At 48.2% G+C, this 20,322-nt stretch carries 19 protein-coding genes; 10 read left to right on the top strand and 9 right to left on the bottom strand.

What is annotated here, in order from left to right; genetic code table 11:
* Window positions 1-284 precede the first annotated feature (284 nt).
* Window positions 285-518 carry a hypothetical protein gene (locus tag N836_RS77310; protein ID WP_023077081.1) on the top strand — a complete coding sequence of 78 codons (234 nt, stop codon included), beginning with the start codon at window positions 285-287 and terminating at the stop codon, window positions 516-518.
* Between the two features lie 549 nt (window positions 519-1,067).
* Window positions 1,068-1,475 (top strand): ATP-binding cassette domain-containing protein, encoded by a 408-nt coding sequence (locus N836_RS72225; RefSeq protein WP_023077080.1) that lies wholly within the window; start codon window positions 1,068-1,070, stop codon window positions 1,473-1,475.
* Window positions 1,476-1,630: 155 nt separating this feature from the next.
* Here N836_RS72225 and N836_RS72220 read toward each other — a convergent pair whose 3' ends face one another.
* A complete protein-coding gene (locus N836_RS72220) occupies window positions 1,631-2,290 on the bottom strand; it encodes a hypothetical protein (protein WP_023077079.1) in 660 nt (219 codons plus the stop codon).
* 238 nt (window positions 2,291-2,528) lie between these two features.
* Complete coding sequence (gene argS, locus N836_RS72215) at window positions 2,529-4,358, bottom strand: arginine--tRNA ligase (protein ID WP_327058741.1); 1,830 nt, start codon at window positions 4,356-4,358, stop codon at window positions 2,529-2,531.
* 227 nt (window positions 4,359-4,585) lie between these two features.
* On the opposite strand from argS, the gene N836_RS76220 reads away from it, so the two are divergent.
* Window positions 4,586-5,965, top strand: a complete 1,380-nt coding sequence (locus N836_RS76220; RefSeq protein WP_023077076.1) for a hypothetical protein — start codon at window positions 4,586-4,588, stop codon at window positions 5,963-5,965.
* Window positions 5,966-6,141: 176 nt separating this feature from the next.
* Here the strand turns inward: N836_RS76220 and N836_RS72205 are convergent, their stop codons facing one another.
* Window positions 6,142-6,381: a hypothetical protein gene (locus N836_RS72205; RefSeq protein WP_023077075.1), complete on the bottom strand. Its 240-nt coding sequence runs from the start codon at window positions 6,379-6,381 to the stop codon at window positions 6,142-6,144.
* A gap of 79 nt (window positions 6,382-6,460) precedes the next feature.
* The gene (locus tag N836_RS72200; RefSeq protein ID WP_023077074.1) at window positions 6,461-7,705 is read right to left on the bottom strand and encodes an NAD(P)/FAD-dependent oxidoreductase; all 1,245 of its coding nucleotides are present in this window, start codon (window positions 7,703-7,705) and stop codon (window positions 6,461-6,463) included.
* A 389-nt stretch (window positions 7,706-8,094) separates the two neighbouring features.
* Between N836_RS72200 and N836_RS76860 the strand changes: the two genes are divergently transcribed.
* Together N836_RS76860 and N836_RS72195 are read left to right on the top strand one after the other, a co-directional pair.
* Window positions 8,095-8,238, top strand: coding sequence for a hypothetical protein (locus N836_RS76860; RefSeq protein WP_023077073.1), 144 nt, complete (start codon window positions 8,095-8,097; stop codon window positions 8,236-8,238).
* A gap of 114 nt (window positions 8,239-8,352) precedes the next feature.
* Window positions 8,353-9,387, top strand: a complete 1,035-nt coding sequence (locus N836_RS72195; protein WP_023077072.1) for a PDDEXK nuclease domain-containing protein — start codon at window positions 8,353-8,355, stop codon at window positions 9,385-9,387.
* 80 nt (window positions 9,388-9,467) lie between these two features.
* Here N836_RS72195 and N836_RS72190 read toward each other — a convergent pair whose 3' ends face one another.
* The gene (locus N836_RS72190; RefSeq protein ID WP_023077071.1) at window positions 9,468-9,695 is read right to left on the bottom strand and encodes a DUF6737 family protein; all 228 of its coding nucleotides are present in this window, start codon (window positions 9,693-9,695) and stop codon (window positions 9,468-9,470) included.
* A gap of 876 nt (window positions 9,696-10,571) precedes the next feature.
* Here N836_RS72190 and N836_RS72185 point away from each other — a divergent pair.
* Entirely contained in the window at window positions 10,572-11,744 is a 1,173-nt protein-coding gene (locus N836_RS72185; protein ID WP_023077070.1) for a S8 family peptidase, read from the top strand.
* 268 nt (window positions 11,745-12,012) lie between these two features.
* Here the strand turns inward: N836_RS72185 and N836_RS72180 are convergent, their stop codons facing one another.
* On the bottom strand, window positions 12,013-12,651 hold the full coding sequence (locus tag N836_RS72180) for a hypothetical protein (protein ID WP_023077069.1): 639 nt from the start codon (window positions 12,649-12,651) through the stop codon (window positions 12,013-12,015).
* Window positions 12,652-13,038: 387 nt separating this feature from the next.
* Complete coding sequence (locus tag N836_RS72175) at window positions 13,039-13,605, bottom strand: hypothetical protein (RefSeq protein WP_023077068.1); 567 nt, start codon at window positions 13,603-13,605, stop codon at window positions 13,039-13,041.
* A gap of 273 nt (window positions 13,606-13,878) precedes the next feature.
* On the opposite strand from N836_RS72175, the gene N836_RS72170 reads away from it, so the two are divergent.
* Entirely contained in the window at window positions 13,879-15,072 is a 1,194-nt protein-coding gene (locus N836_RS72170) for a DUF4336 domain-containing protein (protein WP_023077067.1), read from the top strand.
* Between the two features lie 61 nt (window positions 15,073-15,133).
* Here N836_RS72170 and N836_RS72165 read toward each other — a convergent pair whose 3' ends face one another.
* Window positions 15,134-16,210: a tetratricopeptide repeat protein gene (locus N836_RS72165; protein ID WP_023077066.1), complete on the bottom strand. Its 1,077-nt coding sequence runs from the start codon at window positions 16,208-16,210 to the stop codon at window positions 15,134-15,136.
* Between the two features lie 178 nt (window positions 16,211-16,388).
* Between N836_RS72165 and N836_RS72160 the strand changes: the two genes are divergently transcribed.
* The 3 genes from N836_RS72160 to N836_RS72150 all read left to right on the top strand — a co-directional run bounded on the left by N836_RS72160 (window position 16,389) and on the right by N836_RS72150 (window position 18,834).
* The gene (locus N836_RS72160; RefSeq protein ID WP_023077065.1) at window positions 16,389-17,624 is read left to right on the top strand and encodes a hypothetical protein; all 1,236 of its coding nucleotides are present in this window, start codon (window positions 16,389-16,391) and stop codon (window positions 17,622-17,624) included.
* 317 nt (window positions 17,625-17,941) lie between these two features.
* Window positions 17,942-18,481 carry a phosphate-starvation-inducible PsiE family protein gene (locus tag N836_RS72155; protein ID WP_023077064.1) on the top strand — a complete coding sequence of 180 codons (540 nt, stop codon included), beginning with the start codon at window positions 17,942-17,944 and terminating at the stop codon, window positions 18,479-18,481.
* A gap of 107 nt (window positions 18,482-18,588) precedes the next feature.
* Window positions 18,589-18,834 (top strand): hypothetical protein, encoded by a 246-nt coding sequence (locus N836_RS72150; protein ID WP_023077063.1) that lies wholly within the window; start codon window positions 18,589-18,591, stop codon window positions 18,832-18,834.
* A gap of 41 nt (window positions 18,835-18,875) precedes the next feature.
* Here N836_RS72150 and glgA read toward each other — a convergent pair whose 3' ends face one another.
* Complete coding sequence (glgA, locus tag N836_RS72145) at window positions 18,876-20,306, bottom strand: glycogen synthase GlgA (RefSeq protein ID WP_023077062.1); 1,431 nt, start codon at window positions 20,304-20,306, stop codon at window positions 18,876-18,878.
* Window positions 20,307-20,322: the final 16 nt, after the last annotated feature.

Here is a 20,322-nt window from a genome sequence, read left to right as displayed (position 1 = left end):
GATAGATATTTGAATGATAGCGACTGCTTATCAAAAAGTTTATGTATGAATATTTGACATGGGGTAGTCGCTTCTAGGAGGTTATACAGTAAGTTCAATCGACAACAAAACACTTTTGTTGTTGCCTTACCCACCCTCAAATCACTGAATTATTTAACTGAATATCGCCGCCTGTTTTTACGCCCTACTGGTAAGGGATTGCTGGGTCAGTCCTGCTTGTTTCGTAAGAGCTTTTTTCGTAATTCAGGTTGATGCCATCACATTAGTTGTTTGGAGAACGAGTCATGAGAAAACTAGAGGAATCTGTTACAGAACCCTGGATTGTCCATGTATATGGGCAAAATCGTAAATTGTTGTGGGTATTAGAGCCATCCCACGGATGGCTGTTTCTATTAGGGTTTGGGTTTGGCCTATTGTTAACAGTTATTCATGTCAATCTTGCTACGAGTACCTCTGTTTCAGAGGCTTTGCCAACACGGGATGCGTCTGAGTCTCCCGCCTTATTACAGTTAGATTAGAAAACAGCTAGTCCTTTCAACGATCTAGACTCCCCGATGGCTGGCGGAGCGATCGCAAACTCCTTGCATGAAGAGCAGTGGTTCGTAAGAATTGCTGCTCTTTTTTTGTCGTCACAAAGAATAAGTATAGATGTCTGTACTTTTTTATGATGCTTAATGATGGCTTAGAGGTGCGGCAAAAATTTTAAGCCTTAAATCGGTGAAACCTATAGCTTGCAAGGGGTTCATCAAAAATGACAGCTGGCATAAATTGGTTTTTATATGATCAAAATAAAAGCTTTGCTCTTGATCTATAAACTAGGCTTTTAGCTGAGTTTTAACAAATTGTTTGTGTTTTGTGAAAAGAAGTCAGTTTTTTTGAAGTTTTACATATAGAATTAAGTATATAAAGAAATAAAGTCTCATAGATTTAAATCTATATGCGAAACAAAGAAACTATAGCCAGGATGTAATGGCTCAGCATTTGGGGAGAAGCGTCTCCTAGAAGCACCTGACTCCAAACTTCTCCCCTTTCCTAATGATTTCTTCCTTCAGAGGTGAATAGCAATCATGGCTCAACTTTCTACCCAAGCTACTCTTTCTGATCCCCCTGTGATGGATGGTTTACTACAGTTAGAGAACCTCAGTCAGGTGTATTCCACCCACCAGGGCTGCTATGTGGCCCTGGAGAATATTAATCTGTCGCTTCAAGCAGGGAAGTTTGTTGGCTTGATTGGCTACTCAAGCTGCGGTCAGTCGACCTTACTGAATATGGTGTCAGGGGTTAATGCACCCACTGAGGGCTCTGTGACGTTGCGCTCTCAACCTATTACTGGCCCTGAGCCCATGGTTGTGTTGCAGAACTGTGTACTTCCGTTTGAGCGCTCTCGCGATCGCATCACGGCAGATCCGCTCTACGATGCCCGACGAAATCAAGGGTTAGACTTCCTGTATAACCGATTTGTTCATGACGAATAGATCGGACGAATAAATTTCTAGTTGTTCTCCTCATCCAAGCAGCAGGTAGGCGTCGTCATCCTGCTGCTTTTCCTATTTCTAGGGGGCGGTTGCTCTCCGATTTCAGCCTGATCAGCCTAAAAACCAGCGACTACTTGAGAGCATGCCATCGCCCTCTATCCCAATCGCCAGCGCTGGGCGTATTTCCGTAAGTAGATACCTATAGCTCGTACTGATAAGAAAAGATGCGTAAACGTTGGCAGCATGGCTGAAATACCGACCACAACACCAAAATAAATGTTTTTCAAACTGTCTTTATTGACCGGATCTTTCACTGCTGCAATAACGCGTGATTCATATACCTCAGCACGGTTTGTCAAAGATTCAGGTGACTGTTGTATAAAGCTAATCAACCAGCCAGAAAATGAAAAGACAAATAATACCCACCAAGTAGCCACGATCGCAATGACTATATCCACACTGAGGTGGGCGATGTAGCTCGCTAATGATGTTGTTTTTAGCGCGCGCTTAGCAATCCAAACGGTAATAAAAAATGACAAGCTGTCAAACAGTGCGCCCAGGATACCAACTGGAAATTGCAGCATAAAATAGTGTATGCGCTCATCGCCAAAGGCCTCTTCTGGATAAGCGGTCAACAGAGCGAGCCAGTAGCAGCTCATGTTCAAAAGAGTGAAGAAGAGAAATAGCTTTGGAAAAAATGAAATTAAGCTACCGCGATTTGTTTCATAGTAATCCAGTAATCGTGCTAAGGATCGCTTCCAAATGGCCATAACAGGCCGCATGCGTAGTTTACGCAAAGTATTCAGAGTTGGCATATATGAGCGGAGCTTTGAAAATAGCTCGTTTTTCAATTAGTTAATGATTTTGCTCAACATAACTGAAAAAATCCGAAAAGGTACTGTTCTACATTCAGAATGGAGGTATCCATACAGGGATTTGATATATATAAACACAGCTTAGGGGCTGTGCCAGCCAACTCCGGTAGGTGTGAGCTGTCGTCCGTAGAGTAGATAGTCGGTAATAATGTTGAGCAATGAGGTGATGACAAACGCCTTACATGCGCCCCAGGACCGGAATTCCCAAAAGTGAAAGACCGAGTTTCAGGGTGCGAGCGGTTAGATCACAGAGCATTAAACGAGAGGTCCGCTGGGGTTCATCCGCCTGTAGTACTGAACAGCGGTCATAGAACTGGTTAAACTTTTGACTTAGTTCAAACAGGTATTGACATAGCCGGTTGGGAAATAGATCTCGGGCCACTTCTACAACTACAGTGTCAAGTTCAAGCAAATGCTTGGCTAGGTTGAGTTCCGCCTCATCCCCTAGCAGAATCGCAGCGTCACCCAGCTGGCTAAAGTCGATGCCCCCTTTACGACTGATACCTTGAACTCGTACATAGGCGTAGAGCATATAAGGGGCTGTATTGCCCTGGAGCGCCAGCATTTTGTCAAAACTGAAAATGTAGTCACTGGTGCGATTTTGACTCAGGTCGGCATATTTAACAGCGCCAATTCCAACCGCCGTGGAAACGTTTTGGATAAAGTCTGCCGATTCATCACGATTTTCATCCGTGATCCGTTGTTTCAAATCCTTCTCTGCTCGAATTACAGCTTCGTCTAGCAGTGACTTAAGTTTAACGGTCTCACCAGAACGGGTCTTTAGCTTTTTGCCATCTTCTCCTTTAACCAGACCGAAGGGTACGTGGACCAGCTCTACCGCTTCTGGTATCCAGTTGGCACGGTTGGCGACTTGGAAGACCTGGGCAAAGTGGTTGGCCTGGCCAGCATCGGTAATATAGATGATGCGGGCTGCCTTCTCATCAATGGTGCGTTGACGGATAGCGGCAAGGTCGGTCGTGGCGTAATTAAAGCCACCATCAGACTTTCTCACAATTAGGGGCTGGGGGTTACCATCTTTGTTGGTAAATCCTTCTAAGAAAACAACTTGCGCCCCCTGATCTTCTTCAAGCAATCCCAGCGATGTGAGATCTGTAACCACATTATCTAACAGCGGATTGTAAAAAGACTCTCCTCGTTCTTGGATAGTGATATCGAGACGGTCATAAATCTTTTGAAACTCCTTGCGAGACTGTTCACAGAGAACCTGCCAGGCCCGTCTAGCATCTTCTTTCCCAGACTGTAAATCAACGACAGCTTCGCGAGACTGGGTCTTAAACGCATCATCTTCGTCAAATCGTTTTTTAGCCTGTTTGTAGAATTCCACCAGATCACCAATATCCACTGATGATGCCTCAGTTGTGGCTTCAGGGCAGACATCGCGCAGGTGGGTAATCAGCATGCCAAACTGAGTGCCCCAATCGCCTACGTGATTTAGCCGTAACACATCATGACCGAGAAATTCTAATGTGCGAGCGATGCACTCGCCAATGATAGTGGAGCGGAGATGGCCCACATGCATTTCTTTGGCAATGTTGGGGCTAGAGAAATCAACGATGGTGCGGAGGGCGGGGGCAGCGGTGGGAACGCCCAGACGATCGTCTGCGTAGACAGCCTTGAGCTGGGTCTGGAGATAGTCGGTTTTGAACTTGAGATTGATAAAGCCGGGACCGGCAATCTGAGGCGCTTCGCAGATGTCGTCAATGGTTAGGTTTTCGACAATTTTGGTTGCGATCGCACGGGGTTTATCCTTCAGTTGCTTTGCTAGTGACATGGCCACATTGGCCTGATAGTCACCAAACTTAGGATTATTGGTTGGCACCAATACTGGATCTGTACCCTCTAACTCAGGGCCAAAGGCACTTACAAGGGCCGTTTGTAGGCGATGCTTTAAATCGTCGAGGGTGGATAACATGGACACCAATTCATAACGTCTTTCATATTGGTCAGGAACGTCAATATCCCTAACGCCTTTGACCTGCAAAGCCAATGTGATATTTAAGCAACCTATAGCCTATCAACTCATTTCACATATTGCGCTACCTCATTTGCCGGTAGCCAGAAAAAACTTTGACCCAGTGGCGATTACAACAGCTGCCCAGCCCGATTTACTTGAATAGCGTGCAACAGGAATGTACCCCATTGCTGGTGTAATTATGTCTGGGCCATGTGCCTGGTCATTAGTCCCCCATGACAGGATTTTGTTAAGTAGTTTTCATGATTGTGTTTTCTCGTTATTCCCATCTACTACGGTTGAGCTTGACCGCCCTGGCAGCAAGCACCCTGAGTCTCACCGGTTGGATATCGTTAGCTACTATTGATATCTGTGGTTCAGCCGCATTCGCCAATACTAGAGAATTTGGTCAAGATGCTCGCCACGGTCGTAACGGTAGAGCTGGTCGAGACGGTCGCGATGGAGCTAACCAAACCATTAGGGCCAATGGCGATCCAGCCCGCATTGATCTCTCAGGGACCGATGGCGAGGATGGCAACTCTGGCGAAAACGCCGAATGGGTGCGCTGCCGACGACAGCCTCGGGATGAGCGTCATAATCTGCAGGCTGCGGATGGTGGTAACGGTGGCCATGGCGGCAACGGCGGTCGTGGAGGCCATGGCGGCACTCTCACGGTTCAGTATGCTGATCTAGATAACCTGAGACAGATTTTAGTTGCCGCAGATGGCGGTCGCGGTGGTCGCGGTGGTCGCGGTGGCGATGGTACCTACGGCTGTGAATGTGACGATCATGATTGGACAGTAGAAGTCTGTAAAGACGGCACCTGTACAGAAGAAAAATACAAGTGTTACGACGGTCGTGATGGTATCGATGGTAGACATGGGGCCGATGGCACCTCTGGCAGCTTGGGTAAGCTGGTGTTGATTAATCAGCTAGAGCCGTTACCTGTAGCTAATCCGAATCAGTCCCATACTGTCGCTAGCCTGGCGAATAAAACGGTTAGCCTATCGCGTAATCTGTGGGAAACCCGCAGCGGTGCTACTAGTCTGCTTGCCCCTGGGTCTACGATTGCCAATGAGTATGAGGCCTATCTCGGGAATATTGATCGGCAATTTACCCTCGATTGGCAGGCTCCTCAGCCAGCTCAATCATTTACCGAGTCGGTTGAGCTGACATTGCAGCGTAATGGGCAAGTGGATGTTGATTTTCCTGAGGCTTACTGGCTGCTAGGAGAAATCATTGACGATGAAACCTTAACCACCTATCGAGTAGACGGAATAGTACCTGTTGCCGAGGTCACCCAGCTAGCAATGGGACGGGTGGACGGACGTAGCCGCACCTTTGAAGTCAATGTGGTGGATTTGGCCCAGCACTCTGATGTGCTAGAGACACGGTTTGAAGTTCGCTACAGCACATCCAGGAATGACGGTCGCCGTCGCCGCTATACCGTCGCCTATGAGGGACCCGTACCCGAGGAGTTGGTGCAGCAAGACTACAATCGATTTACCCTAGCTTTGGGCCGGTTGCCCATTCGCTCTCAGATACTCAGCGGTGGCACCCAGGCTCAAGTTGAGCTAAAAATTATTCGCTCCTATGGCAACAACTCTGCCGAACAAACCCTGAAGTGGGAAGGAGAAATTTAATCATGCCAGTTCTGAGCTGCCCACGAGCACGGCCTGCCTTTGCCTGTTATGCCAAATCCGAATTCCGAATTCAGTAACCCCGATTGACAAGGGATAACGCCGTAGGGGCAATCCCTTGTGGTTGCCCTGCTTCCCCTGCCCTCCTCCATGGGCACTTTAACCCTTGAGCAAATCCCTTAAGCCACCTGCTCGGATTGTTCAACCATCCACATTTGTAGTGGATAGGCGGCATAGATAAACGGTGCACCGTAAGTTTGTTGCTGGTGTAAGCCAATCCAACAGCGGACTTGATACCTGATAACACGTTCTAAAACGATGGCCGCTGCAAAGCTATCAGATACGGTAATTAGGAAACTACCTTCACACTCAGTTACCCTAATATCTGCAATATTCTGGGTTAAATGTTGATGTGTCATCGCGCACGCCTCATCCGAACCCCTTATCTTTAATTTTGACCGTCGACTTCTTAGGCGGCGTATAACTTGTATGAATTCTTTACGACGCTCTTGTGGTCACTGCCTGGCCTGCTAACCATCCTGTTGTCCAGGCGCTTTGGAAGTTAAAACCTCCTGTAATACCGTCGATATCCAAAATCTCTCCTGCAAAGAAGAGTCCCGGACACAGGCGACTTTCTATTGTCTTAAAGTCAATCTCTTTTAGACGAATGCCGCCACAGGTAACAAATTCATCTTTGAAAACGCCTTTGCCCTGGAGTGAATATTCTCCTTGACAAAGTTCTTGGGTGAGCTTGTTAATGGCCTTATTAGAGAGAGTTGTCCACTGAGCCTGCGATTCGATTTGAGCCCGCTGGACAAAATAAGTCCACAGGCGTTTGGGCGCTGGGGTGGGGTTATGGTTTGCGATCGCACGTTTCCCCCCATCGGTTCTGGCCTGTTGCAGCTTTGCTCTCACCTCATCCTGACTCAGCTGCGGTAGCCAATTGATCACCACTGTTCCTTGATATCCCTGTTCATGTAGCGCCCGTGCGCCCCAGGCCGATAGCTTTAAGACTGCAGGACCGCTAAACCCCCAGTGAGTGATGAGGAGCGGGCCAGTTTGGATCAGCGGTTTTTTGTGCCCTGGTAGCTTGAGCTTAATGTCCACCGGATTCATAGACAGACCGCTGCGCTGTCTGAGGGCTGCATCCTTAATGGTGAAGGTGAAAAGAGAGGGTACCGGAGGCTCAATCCTATGGCCCAGGCTTTTGGCGATGCGATGACCCTGGGGGCTGCTGCCGGTGGCGAGAAGAATGCGATCGCAGCTAACCTCTCCATCTTTGAGCCCAATGAGAAAACCTGGATGGGTGGCGGTAACCTGCTTGACCGGCGACCTCGTTTTGATAGTTACTCCGGCCCTTAAGGCGGTTTGCATCAAACAGTCGATGATGGTGCCAGAATCATCTGTGACTGGAAACATCCGCCCGTCGGCTTCGGTTTTAAGTTTGACGCCGCGCTGCTGATACCAGGCGATTGTGTCTTTGGGTTGAAAGCGGGAAAAGGCTCCCCGCAGGGCTTTGCTGCCACGGGGATAGTTTTGGACTAGTTGCGCCGGGTCAAAACAGTGATGGGTCACATTACAGCGACCCCCACCGGAAATGCGCACCTTGGCCAGACAGTCGGGACCGGCTTCGTAGAGGGTGACTCTAGTGTGTGGTGTGGCCGCTGCGATCGCGCCAAAAAAACCGGCTGCACCGCCGCCAATGACGGCTATTCGTTGCTGACTCGGGTTGCGATCGATCAAAATCTAGTCCTTGCGATCGTGAGTAATGCTTAAGATGATGTGGGCATTGCCTACCCTACCAATATTTTGTTCCAAACCAGCTACCAGCCATGAGCCTGTGGTGTGGCTAGGTTATGTTGAGCATTGATATTCCTAACGTGCCAGCATAGATAACGGCTTCACATCAAGCAAATTTATTTCCATTCGCAATAAATTTTATATTTTGTACTTTTATTGGCTTATATTAATGAATGTGAAGGCATCTAAGATTTCTTAAGTAGAAGTCAGGATGCTAAATAGTGATGATTGCCTTGGCTGTCTGGGACTTTTAGCGTTTCGGACAGCCAATTTCTTTTTCTGAGCTATCGTTACAAAAGTTATTGATTATTTCGTCAGAGAACAAACTCACCATGGCCACCAAAGATCAAATCCGCAAGCATCTTTCCCTCAGCTCCTCGGTCACCCTGAGCGTTTCTAAGCCCAGCAATGGTGCAGAGACCCAAAAAATACGCGTAATGGAACATGTCCAAATTAGTAAAGGGGCTAAGGCATAACGTTGTATGGGCAACGTTATGCGCAACGTTGTCTAGGGATCATAGCGTCTCAGACCGTTACGGCTATAGTGGGATACATTTGACTGCGCAGGTTTGCGCTCCTTATTTTGTCCCATGGCCAACCCCCTGTCCTCAGACAACTACCGTCGGTTTTTACAAGCGCTCAAAGAGCGGATACGGTCGGCCCAGGTTAAGGCAGCCCTGGCGGTTAATCAGGAGCTAATTTTGCTGTATTGGCAAATTGGTCGTGAAATTTTAGACCGGCAGCAGCAAGAGGGATGGGGTACCAAAGTAATTGACCGATTGGCCAAGGATCTCAAACGCGATTTTCCTGAAATGACTGGCTTTTCGGCTCGCAACCTGAAATATATGCGGGCCTTTGCCGATGCCTATCCCGATGCTCAGCTGGTGCAGCAAGTGTTTTCGCAGGTTCCCTGGGGGCACAATGTGCGGCTGTTGGATGCCCTCAAAGATCCGCAGGAGCGTCTTTGGTATGCACGTCAAACCATTGAGCATGGTTGGAGTCGGAATGTGTTGCTCTTGCATATTGATCAGGGGCTACACAAGCAAAAGAGCGCTGCCGTTACTAATTTTGAACGAACTCTGCCACCGGACCAGTCCGATCTGGCCAAAAATCTAATTAAAGATCCCTACAATTTTGACTTTCTGACCCTGGCAGCAGATGCCCAGGAGCGGGACCTGGAGAAGTCTTTGCTGATGCATATCCGTGATTTCTTACTAGAGCTAGGGGTGGGGTTTGCCTTTGTCGGCAGTCAGTATCCGATCCAGGTAGGCACTAAGCACTATGCTATTGACCTGCTGTTCTACCACCTAAAGCTGCGCTGTTTTGTGGTTATTGACCTCAAGCTGGGTGAGTTTGAACCTGAATTTTCCGGCAAGATGAATTTCTTGGTTTCTGCGGTGGATGAGTTGATGCGCCATGGGGATGATCAGCCCACTATTGGCATGATCTTGTGTAAATCTAACGATGCTACGGTGGCCGAATATTCTCTACGCGATGTGAACAAACCCATTGGCGTGGCAACCCATTGTCTGGGTCGCGAACTACCGGCAGATTTGCAGGGTACTTTACCCACCGTGGAAGAGCTGGAGCAACAGTTGGAGCATGCTCAGCTGATGGAGGCTTAGTAAAAACCTGTTGCTGGCATCGCTGTTCAAGGTTTAGTTAGAGCCACCTGAGCTGTGTATACATCATCAGGGGGGATACCTCACTGGTCAGATTGCATCGCTTTGTATTGCTGGGGCACTAGATATAGAAAGAGATACCACCACACTAAGATCGCGATCGCAGCCGGTGTAGTAATCCACCAGCGATGTAGCCATACCCAGCTCATGGTAGGCACAGCCAGACCGGTTAACACGATAGACCATGGCTGACACCACCAGGGTTTTAGCTGCCAGAGAGATTGGGGTTGTTGGGAAGGGTCGATGGACACGGTAAAGGCAATACAGCACTCAGCCTAGGGTAGCTTGCTGCGATCGTAAAAAAAAAGCGGTTGAAACAGCCACAGCTGTCTCGCCCGCTCCTTGTTAACCCACCCCAGGAGCTATCTGTAAAACAGATAGCCCCGGTTCTGAAATTGCCAGCATCAACAGACACCAGCAAAACTTGAGGAGTTCATCAGCAAACTGCTAGCGCCGTGACGAATTGCTTCAGCAGGCTGCTATCACGTATGGCTTTCGAAACATTTGTACCTTTAATGTTTCAAAAACGGTAGAAACGTGTTGAACTATCAACTTGAGTTAAGAATCCCATGGGAATATGACAAATAGGTGTAATTACTTATTTTCTTTATAATTCATCTTAAATGGTTGCCATTGATACAATTTTCCTTGGAATGTTTACAAGGCTGGCTTTTCTTTTGGGGCCTAACTAGGATTGGCAGCGTAACGTTTCTTTAAAGTGTGCTACTGCTGTCTGATTGAGACAGCGCCTACACCGTCAGTAGCCTGGGCTGGTGTGGCCAGAGGCCCCATGGAAAAAGCTATTTGCGATCGCAGGTATGAACGCAACCTAGGTTTTCCGATGCTCTGGCGAAAACGGTGAATATGGCCCCGCATGAATCGAGAGCTGGTTATGGAAACTGAGTACTGTGCCGCTGAGCCATCAAGTGAGGGGCTGATGGTAACCGTCAAATCGGCTACAAAAAGTACCCCTCTGGGTGCCGTGATGAATGTACTTTCCTAATTAAGATTTGAAGACGCCAGGCCAGGTTGATCGGAGGCCGCGGCTATGACAAAAAACAACATTGTCTCTCTCAAGTTCTTTTTAAAGAGTTTCACTGCATAAGTTTAGAAAAAAGGGTTGCATCATGTCCGAACAAAAGTATGTTGTCTTACAAACTGAAGATATTATTGTTCCTGTCGCCGCTGATGTCGGTTTTGGACACCGCTCAATAGGAGAGAATCCTGCCAGCTTAAAGGTTGAAGAAGCTGCCTTAACTGGTAATGAGCGTAATGATTTGAGACGAGACCCTCGTACAAAAGCGATCGCGCCGATGATGCCGATGAAGCTGATTGAGCCAGTTAAGCAATCAGAGGTAGCGCCTACGTCTGATTCTGCAACCTGGGGTGTGGAGGCGGTCGGTGCTAATGTATCCAGTTTTGATGGGAGTGATATTACCGTCGCTGTTCTCGATACTGGTATTCAGCCAGATCATCCTGCCTTTTTAGGGGTAGATCTTGTTCAGCGCAATTTCACCACAGAAGGCGATAATGATCAAAATGGTCATGGTACTCACTGTGCAGGCACTATCTTTGGTCAAGATCAAAATGGTCTGCGTATTGGTGTTGCTCGTAATGTCAAGCAAGCTTTAATTGGCAAAGTTCTGGGGGAGGGTGGTAGTACGTCTTTGATACTTGCCCAGGCAATGCAATGGGCTGTTAGCGAGGGCGCTCACATTATCTCCATGTCTTTAGGAATCGATTTTCCTGGAGTTGTTGACCGTTTAGTAAAGCAAGGTTTAGAGGTAGCACCGGCTACGTCATTGGCCCTAGAAGCCTATCGTGCCAACGTTAATCTCTTTACAGAATTAGCGAGCTTTGTACAAGCTCAAGGAGTATTTGGGCAAGGCACCATCATAGTTGCAGCTTCAGGAAATGAAAGTAATCGCCCGAAGTACGAGATCGCTGTTGCTCCCCCTGCAGCGGGTACCGGGGTGATCGCTGTAGGAGCTTTACAGCAAGGTACTTCAGGGCTTTCGATTGCCAATTTTTCCAATGATCAAGTGAATGTTGCTGCTCCGGGTGTTGATGTTGTCTCGGCATGGATAGGTGGTGGTCTTCGTAGTCTTAATGGTACTAGTATGGCGACTCCTCATGTAGCAGGTGTTGCTGCGCTTTGGGCGCAAAAACAACTGCAAGAAAGAAGAACTGTAGATAGTCAAATCCTGATGAGTCGATTGATTGCTAGCGGGACGCTGGCACCGTTAGCAACGGGTGGCCAACCAGAAGATGTTGGCACAGGAATTGTCCAGGCACCCTAAGGGTTGGTGGTTGAAAGCGTTGACTGCTTTGAGCTTCTCGAAGAGCCCCTGATATAGCAGGGGCTTTACGGTGTTACCTGCGGGACAGCGCCATGGACGTTTAACTGTAAGCGTTCCCTGAGGGCAGTCGTTGGCATAGCCTTCCCGGAGGGAATAGGGGATGCTGGCTGGGTGTGTTGGCTTCGACTTCCCTCAGCCAACGATATTGGTGGGACAGTTACGTTTAACTTGAAGATGTCTGATTAGTTAGAGAGTAAAAAGAAGATACTCAGTTAATTGACAAATAATCAACCCGCTCAAAATATGAGCGCTCAAATTTAACAGCATTCAAAGAGTTAGGGAGAAAACCAAAAAACTCTAGTTTTATATCTTGAAAATTTTCCCCAGACATTGGTGATAGATCAGGAATCCAAATAGCAGGAATGTAAATCTCTTGTTCAACTAAAAAATCTTCTACAAACAAATAGGGATTACCCATATCCTCTTTTTCTGTTGACGTCAAACCTGACCGAAAAGTTAAACCTTCATCACAGCTGCAAATCATTTCTTCTTGACACAGACCATCCTCATAAAACCTATAAACTAGTTCACCTGAAGTATCGCAATTAAAATAATACAGTGCTTGGCTTTCGAGTTCCTCTGAGAGAAATTTGGCATCTTCCTCATAGCCTGAATACGTTTGCCTTCTCAGATAGCGAATAATTGTCCAGTCATGTCCCTTAAACTGGAGAAGAACAATTCCCTGAGAAGGTATGTCTATCGAGTTTTCATAAGCATCTACATACCAGTGGCTGACCTGTTTCGTCCTGTGTAAGATTTCAGCAACCGATTGAAGAGGCGCACGCACAAGAGCCATCAGAATATAGATATCATCAGTCTCACTTCCTCTTAATTTCTGAATATCCATGAATGCGGTTTCAGCCTATTAGTAAGTGGTCTGTTGGTTTCTGAAATTCTCTGCAATTGTAATCTATGAAAGTTTGAAGGACCGAAACATCAATAAAATCTACAGTTCTCAAAGTAAGTATCAGAGAACTGAGCGGAGTCGAAGTCCAGCTAAATTGAGATTTATGTAATTGCCGTTTCGAGCATCAATTTTGTTGAAACTTATTTGGTCCATACATTCTAGATGTATAGACATAAAAACTTTCTTGTTAAGAAAAAAGCCTCTGCCATAGCAGAGGCTTTAGGGTGTGTGTTGTAGGGAAAGTTTGAGTAGAAAAGAGTGCCCTGGGAATGAAACTGTACAGGAGTCTGTACCGGGCACCCAAGTTTGGTCAAGCTCGACGATTTGTTAATAAACCGCTTTGGTAGGAGCATCCAATGTATCAAGGCGAGCTGCCTGAATGTTGTCAATCGCTTTAGTACGAGCATCCAAAGCATCTAGGCGTGTGGCTTGGATATCTTCAACAGCTTTGGTTTGGTTGTTGAGATGCTCAATGCGTAGTTTATGAACAGTGTTCTTGGTGCGAGCATCCAAAGCGTCTAGGCGAGCTGCCTGAATGTTGTCAACCGCTTTGGTGCGAGCGTCAAGAGCATTCAGGCGCTCAGCTTGAATATTGTCAACCGCTTTGGTGCGAGCATCCAGAGCGTCTAGGCGAGCTGCCTGAATATTGTCAACCGCTTTAGTGCGAGCATCTAGTGCGTCTAGTCGGGTAGCTTGAATATCTTCGATAGCTTTGGTCTGATTGTTGAGATGTTCAATCCGTAGCTGGTGAACGTTGTTCTTAGTGCGAGCATCCAATGCTTCGAGGCGGGTTGCTTGTAGATTGAAGCTAGCGGGTTCGACAGCAGCGGCAATGGGAGCAACAGCAGTGGAGGCAACGAGAACAGTTAAAGCGGAAAGAAGTGTGCGTTTCATGGTGAGTTAAAGCTCCTTGGGACTCAGTGAAGTGTTAATTGGCTTCATTGATTACAAGAATGCCGGGGCTAGCTGAACCCTATCTGACTAATACCTGAACTTTATTTAAGCTGTTTCTGAATTTCCCTGAGGAAAAATTGTGATTCAGGTCACATACCTTTCCATATCGGTTCAATAGTGGCTGTGGCTGATAGGTCCACGATTTACTACTCGCCTTTATCGGCCCGAGCCGTAAAATACTAAAGCTTGGGCGTTAAATCTGGAGGATGGGGTGTGTCTGAAGTGCGGGCAATTGAGCGTTCCGCCGATTGGTCGTGGCCATGGTGGCCACTGGTGCCGTTATATCCCTATGGTCAGCGGCGCACCCTGCGACGTGAGGTCATCTCTGACCAAGTTTGGACCTTTGACCAAATACAGGGTATTTTCTATGTCGTGGTACCCATTCGGATGACGGTGATTCGTCTGGCTGCTGGTGGTTTGCTGGTCTACGCTCCCGTTGCTCCCACGCCTGAGTGTCTGCGTCTGGTCAATGAGTTAGTGGAGCTGCATGGTGATGTGAAGTACATCATTTTGCCGACGGTAACTGGTCTAGAACATAAGGTGTTTGTGGGACCGTTTGCCCGTCAGTTTCAGGCAGCGCAGGTATATGTTGCCCGCCACCAGTGGAGCTTTCCGTTGAATTTACCCCTGAGCTGGCTAGGATTTCCTGGGGGACGTACCCACTGGCTGCCTGAAAATCCGGCTGAGGCTCCTTTTGGCGATGAGTTTGATTATCGGGTGCTGGGTCCAGTCAATTTGGGGATTGGTCCCTTTTCAGAAGTAGCTCTGCTGCATCGGGCTTCTAAAACGTTGCTGGTGACAGACGCGGTGGTCTCGATTCCTGCCGATCCGCCAGCAATTGTGCAGCTAAATAGCTATCCATTGTTATTCCATGCAAAAGATAGTGCCGCTGATGCTCCAGCTGATACGGTAGAAAATCGCCGTAAGGGCTGGCAACGCATTGCTTTGTTTGCTTTTTACTTTCGCCCCGATGCGCTGAAAGATCCGCAGTGGGGCAAGGTGTTGCAGGCTATTGGCGCTGCCTCAGATCGCTCTAAACGGGCTTATTTTGGTCTGTATCCATTTGATTGGGAGCCAAACTGGCAGCAATCTTTTGAGCGATTGTCTGATCAGGGTCGACTGTTGGTGGCTCCGGTTTTGCAGTCATTAATTTTTAATCGGGGGTCTCAAGCTGTGTTGACCTGGGCGGATCAGGTTGCTGATCTGCCATTTGAGTGGGTCATTCCTTGCCATTTGGATGCCCCCATCAAAACAGATGGCACGACGTTCCGTAAGGCGTTTTCGTTTTTATCACAGGAAAATATGTCGGGGCGAGGTGGACATTTACCAGAGGCGGACTTTGGCTTGCTTAATCGCATTAGCCGCCAGCTGGAACGCCTGCGTCTGACGCCGCCGCCAGGGCCGTAGCCCCCCGATTTTGCCTTAAAACCCGGTTTTTGAGCATGTCCCACGCATTAAAATTATTGAGCTAAAAACCCGGTTTTAAGGCCTGGCGAAATAACAGAGTTGTGTAGATTTGAAACGCGGTGTCCCAGTCGCTGGGTTTGCGTCGGTTCAGGTCTAGATAAAACGGCATGTAGGGCAACAGAGGAATCATTTCCAGGGCTCCCTGGCCGAAGCTGCTAAAGTCTTCTAGCACCGGGCATTCGGTGCCACGGTTGATTTGCTGCATCAGGCTGTTCCAACGAATGCGGGTGGAGGTGAGGTTGGTTTGATCGGGAACCAAAGGGACACTGTTGCGAAATTCGTAGGTGCGATCGCAAATCCGTAAAATCATTTTGCGTCCATGCACATGTAGGTCGACCACCTGCACATAGTCCTGTACCAGCTCCTTACGCTTAGTTTTTCCCCAGGGCCCCTGCTCACTGACCTGCTCAAACATCGGCAGTTGAGCCCGTACAATTTGGCTCACTTCGGACCATTCAAACTGGATTGAGCCCATTTGACCCGTCGGGCTCTGACATACCACCACAGGCTGAGGCGCAACTGCACGAAAATGCTTCCCTTGGAAAACTTGCACAGTTTTAAGATCATCAATGGTGGACCAGATCGCAGGGATCCCGACTGTCTGCAATGCCTGACCGTAGTACTCCATTTCTCCAATAGACCCCGTGCGCTGTAGCCGTAGACCCCGCTTGGGCAGCTGTAGTCTGGCCATGTAAGCATCAATCCGTAGCACCTCAGCCAGTCCTACGGCCGCCTGCTGAGCATCTTCCGGCGGCATAATCACCAACACACCAGGTTCCTCACTGCCTAAAACCGCCTTGGCCTCGTCCAAAGCTTCCTGACGGCTAGCCTCACGCGCCTGCTGTACTCGTTTCAACCCAGCGCGAGCTTGACCCATGAGCTTAGGATTATTCACCCGTTTAAGAAATGTTAAATAGGTTTTTTCTGCCGCATCCCACTGCAGCGTCCCTTCTTGCAATCGCCCAATAGACAGCAGCACTAAGGGATCCTTAGGGGCTGTTTTGCGCCACTGTTTGATCAACTGAGTTGCCCGGCGATAGTCCTGGGCGTCGAGGGCGGCAGTGACAAGTTGATGCATGGACAGAAACACCAGCAAAGGGCCAAAATCCCCCCCATTGTAATCACGTAACCTTATAGGGGCACCCCTGGCAGATGCCCTCCCCCCATAAATGCTCTGCTAGGTGGCTGCTTTTCGTTGCCAGTGCTTTATAAAATCCGCGATTAAAATTAAGGCAAGATACCCGGATACCCCCTCCATGCGCACACCATCCTTTTTGACCCAGTTATGCACCGCTAGCCTGATGGGAGTAGCCATTGGTCTTGGGCTGGGCTGGAGTAGGCAAGCCTCTACCGAAAATCAGCCTGCAGCCTTGCAAACAACCACTGTACCCATGAAGTTCTTGGTCCTAGCCGGTGGTGGAGCCCCCCATTACAACGAAATTGCCCTGGAAAAAAACGTGCGTTATTTCCAGCGGACGCTCAATTCTTTTGGCATTAATCTAGCTAGCACTCGTCAGTATTTTGCCAATGGTAATGATGGTCAACCCACGGTGCGCTATATCAACCTGGTGGGTCAAGAACAATTTAAATCGCCAGAGATCGACAATCTTGATGGTGCCGCCACGGTTGACAATGCCCAGATGTGGTTTGAAGACTTAGCGAAGAAGTCATCTCCATGTCCGGCATTCTTCTATTTCACCGGACATGGGTTTTACAACAATGAGAATCCTGATAACAATGCGATGATTCTCTGGGAGGAGAAACTGGTGTCGGTGCAACAGCTGAGTGGCTGGCTAGACCAGCTGCCGCCAGAGCAGCCGTTTGTGGCGATGATGGCCCAGTGTTTTTCGGGTTCTTTTGCCAATCTCATTTACGAACAAGGTAATCCTGATAATCCAGTGGCGTTGCAAAGTCGCTGTGGCTTCTTTGCCACCGTTGCTGAGCGTCCGTCGGTGGGCTGTACCCCTGCAGTGAATGAGGCCGACTATCGTGACTACAGCTCCAGCTTTTTTGCCGGATTAAGCGGCATTGACCGTGTCGGTCAGCCGGTAATGTCGGCTGATTATAATACTGATGGAACAGTCTCCTATGCTGAAGCCCACGCTTTTGCCAAGGTGGATAAAGAGACTACTGATTGGCCTGTATCCACCTTAGAAGTGTGGTTGCAAAAGCAAGCCAGCGAAGACCAGATCTCCGAGATTTTTGCACAGCCTATGGATGACATCCTGAGTCAGGCCGCACCCCATCGTCAGTATGTAGTACGTGCGCTTAGTGAGAAACTTTCTCTAGATCTAAATCAGCCCTATTCCAGCCAAATGTCTCCCGTCGATTTTGAATCTGTTACCGGGGCCTACTGGGTGCGTTTAGGCATGGAGCTGATCAATATCTCAATGACTCAACAGATTCAGCAGAGTGACCAGGCTGATTTAAAGCGGGTTTTAGAACAAATTACCAACTGTGAAAATAGCAGTCTTGCCATGCCGCAGTCGTAGGGGTGATCCGGCTCGTTTGCGTAAAGCATTTGTCAAGCAAATGTATAGATATTTTTAATATAAAAATGTATTATCAATTAATTTTAAGATTGACATTTTACAAATTATAGACGGCGACTGATCATAAGAACTAATACATTAACCATTCAATTGCCATAGATTCTGTGGTTGTGCTGCCTGATTCATACCAATCCTTTTAAGGATCTGACTATTTAACGCGACAAGTTTGCAGCACTTGCCCAAAAAATCCCGGCAATTCGTCGCTATGCCTGGGATGAAGACTGCTGCGATCGCCTTACATTTACCTTCTCAATATTATGGAACCCTCATCGACATCAACATCCCCTCGCTGGGGCACCTGGTTCAATGGCACCCACATTGTCCGTTTTCTGGAACGGGTACAGGACTTAATCGTAATTTCTCTCTGTATTGGTTTGTTCAGCTTTATGGTGATGAAGCTACGAGAGATGTTTTTATCGCTGTTGCCACCCTTGAACTTTCCTCAGGTGACCGCCGATATTTTGTTCCTGCTGATTCTGGTAGAACTGTTTCGGCTACTGATTATCTACTTGAAAGAGCATCGTGTTTCTATCGGTGTGGCGGTGGAAGTATCGATTGTTTCAGTGCTGCGAGAAATCATTGTGCGGGGCATTTTGGAAACCCCTTGGGTGCAGGTGATGGCTGCCTGCTCTTTTCTGCTCGTGTTGGGGGCTTTATTGGTTATCCGCGCTTGGATTCCGCCCACATTTGATGGTATTGACCCAGAGCAACAGGTATCTCGTCGTCATCGGCTGCGATTTGCTCAAAAGTTAGCTGAAGTAGAGAGCAAACTGGATGCTGAATTACTGAAGTCTTAACTGGACAGATGAGAGTTATTCACAGCTCAAGCTGGCCGAGCGTTAACCAGGTTCGACGACAATCGCTGACCTAGTTCGCAACACTGTTGATCACGTTTAATAAAACTATGAAACATAATACCGACAACGTTACCCAATCAGAGCCCACCGTGAATACTGACGAATGGGCAGTCAGGGTTTATGACTACAACCAGGGTTTATCGCTTACTTTGAAGTCTTCACATCGGCGGGCCATATGGACAAGTGCGATCGCAGGCTTAATCATTGCGATCGTTGGCTTTACCCTGCCCTATTCGGCCTCCAGGGGGGCTGTGGAAGCGGCTCCAACGACAGCACCGCTCCAGCTTGATTGACGTTTGCGCTATTTGGTCGCACGTCATACCCCATTGGCGGCTTAGTTGCCCTTGAGCTGCAGCTGGCCGCCGTACTCAGTGGGGATTTGACTTTCAGGGGCTAGTCCCTTGATCTTGCTGTAGAGCTTGATGTACTCCAGTGCCGAATTTTCCCAGCTAAAGTTTTCGGCCATGGCTCGCTGCTGAAGCTTTTTCCAGAAGGGTTTGTACTGGAAACCTTCCCAGGCACGCACCATACAGGTAAACAGGTCTAAGGGCTCATAACGGTCAAAACAATAACCAGTACCAGCACCATTAACGGGGTCATGGTGGCTAACAGTATCTACCAGGCCACCAGTACGCCGAACAATGGGAATACAGCCATAGCGCATGGCAATCATTTGGCTAATCCCGCAGGGTTCAAATCGGGATGGCATTAAAAATGCATCAGAACCGGCATAGATTTTTTGGGCTAGCTGGCTGCTATACATCACATAGACCGATACTCGGCCAGGAAAGCGATTGGATAGTTCCCACAGCTGGGTTTCATAATGGCGGTTGCCAGACCCCAACAGCACTAACTGAGCATCGGTATAGGCCAAAAAACGATCCATGGTTTGCAAAATCAGGTCAATTCCCTTTTGCTCCACCAGACGGCTGACTAAACCAATTAAAAACCGACTGTCGTCAACTTCTAACCCCATTTCTTCCTGCAGGGCCTTTTTGTTAAGGGCTCGTTTTTCTAGAGTCTCTGCGGTATACGTTTGTGCGATTTGCACATCAGTTTCAGGATTAAACTCGTCAAGGTCAATGCCATTGACAATGCCGCTGAGCTTTTCGCTGATGTAAGAGAGCAGCCCCTCTAGTTTTTCACCATATTCTTTGGTTTGGATTTGCTTGGCATAGGTGGGGGATACGGCATTGACCCGGTCTGCGTAGAGGAGGGCGGCAGCCATAGTGCTATCACCCTGCATGTACCAGGGACACCAGGTGATTTTATCGAGTTTCCAGCGCCAGGGGCCTTGATAGGCCAGGTTGTGAATCGTAAATACCGTTGAGATTTCCGGGGACTGGTGCATCCATACTGGAAGCATGCCAGTATGCCAGTCGTGGCAGTGAATAATGTCGGGCTTCCAGTAGTTCCAGCAAAATTCGGCGGCACCGTTGGCAAAAAAGGTAAAGCGCCAGTCTTCATCTTCGGTGCCGTAAATATCGTTGGTATCAAAGGCAGGATGTCCAAATAGATAGAGGGGAACGTCCGACTTGGGTAGCCTGGCTTCATACACCGCAAAGGTGTTGAACATGGCATAGCCCCACCAAGCGGGTTCATTGGGAATATCTATTTTTTCTCCTAGCATGCCGTAGTAGGGCATCAAAACGCGGACATCGTGCCCCATGGCTCGCAATACTTTGGGTAATGTGCCGACCACATCTCCCATACCGCCTACTTTTGCCAAGGGTGCGGCTTCTGCAGCCACAAATAAAATTCGCATCGCGCTTCTGTTGCCC

It is taken from the genome of Leptolyngbya sp. Heron Island J (genome assembly GCF_000482245.1).
Lineage (GTDB): Bacteria > Cyanobacteriota > Cyanobacteriia > Phormidesmidales > Phormidesmidaceae > Leptothoe.
The sequence above is the reverse complement of the archived record's forward strand: the minus strand, read 5'-3'. Positions and strand labels throughout refer to the sequence as shown.

What these genes read in the sequence shown, in the direction of transcription:
- N836_RS77310 (WP_023077081.1), top strand. Translation starts at nt 285, where the DNA reads ATGAGAAAACTAGAGGAATCTGTTACAGAACCCTGGATTGTCCATGTA.
- N836_RS72225 (WP_023077080.1), top strand. Translation starts at nt 1,068, where the DNA reads ATGGCTCAACTTTCTACCCAAGCTACTCTTTCTGATCCCCCTGTGATG.
- N836_RS72220 (WP_023077079.1), bottom strand. Translation starts at nt 2,290, where the DNA reads ATGCCAACTCTGAATACTTTGCGTAAACTACGCATGCGGCCTGTTATG.
- N836_RS76220 (WP_023077076.1), top strand. Translation starts at nt 4,586, where the DNA reads ATGATTGTGTTTTCTCGTTATTCCCATCTACTACGGTTGAGCTTGACC.
- N836_RS72205 (WP_023077075.1), bottom strand. Translation starts at nt 6,381, where the DNA reads ATGACACATCAACATTTAACCCAGAATATTGCAGATATTAGGGTAACT.
- N836_RS76860 (WP_023077073.1), top strand. Translation starts at nt 8,095, where the DNA reads ATGGCCACCAAAGATCAAATCCGCAAGCATCTTTCCCTCAGCTCCTCG.
- N836_RS72195 (WP_023077072.1), top strand. Translation starts at nt 8,353, where the DNA reads ATGGCCAACCCCCTGTCCTCAGACAACTACCGTCGGTTTTTACAAGCG.
- N836_RS72185 (WP_023077070.1), top strand. Translation starts at nt 10,572, where the DNA reads ATGTCCGAACAAAAGTATGTTGTCTTACAAACTGAAGATATTATTGTT.
- N836_RS72180 (WP_023077069.1), bottom strand. Translation starts at nt 12,651, where the DNA reads ATGGATATTCAGAAATTAAGAGGAAGTGAGACTGATGATATCTATATT.
- N836_RS72175 (WP_023077068.1), bottom strand. Translation starts at nt 13,605, where the DNA reads ATGAAACGCACACTTCTTTCCGCTTTAACTGTTCTCGTTGCCTCCACT.
- N836_RS72165 (WP_023077066.1), bottom strand. Translation starts at nt 16,210, where the DNA reads ATGCATCAACTTGTCACTGCCGCCCTCGACGCCCAGGACTATCGCCGG.
- N836_RS72160 (WP_023077065.1), top strand. Translation starts at nt 16,389, where the DNA reads ATGCGCACACCATCCTTTTTGACCCAGTTATGCACCGCTAGCCTGATG.
- N836_RS72155 (WP_023077064.1), top strand. Translation starts at nt 17,942, where the DNA reads ATGGAACCCTCATCGACATCAACATCCCCTCGCTGGGGCACCTGGTTC.
- N836_RS72150 (WP_023077063.1), top strand. Translation starts at nt 18,589, where the DNA reads ATGAAACATAATACCGACAACGTTACCCAATCAGAGCCCACCGTGAAT.
- glgA (WP_023077062.1), bottom strand. Translation starts at nt 20,306, where the DNA reads ATGCGAATTTTATTTGTGGCTGCAGAAGCCGCACCCTTGGCAAAAGTA.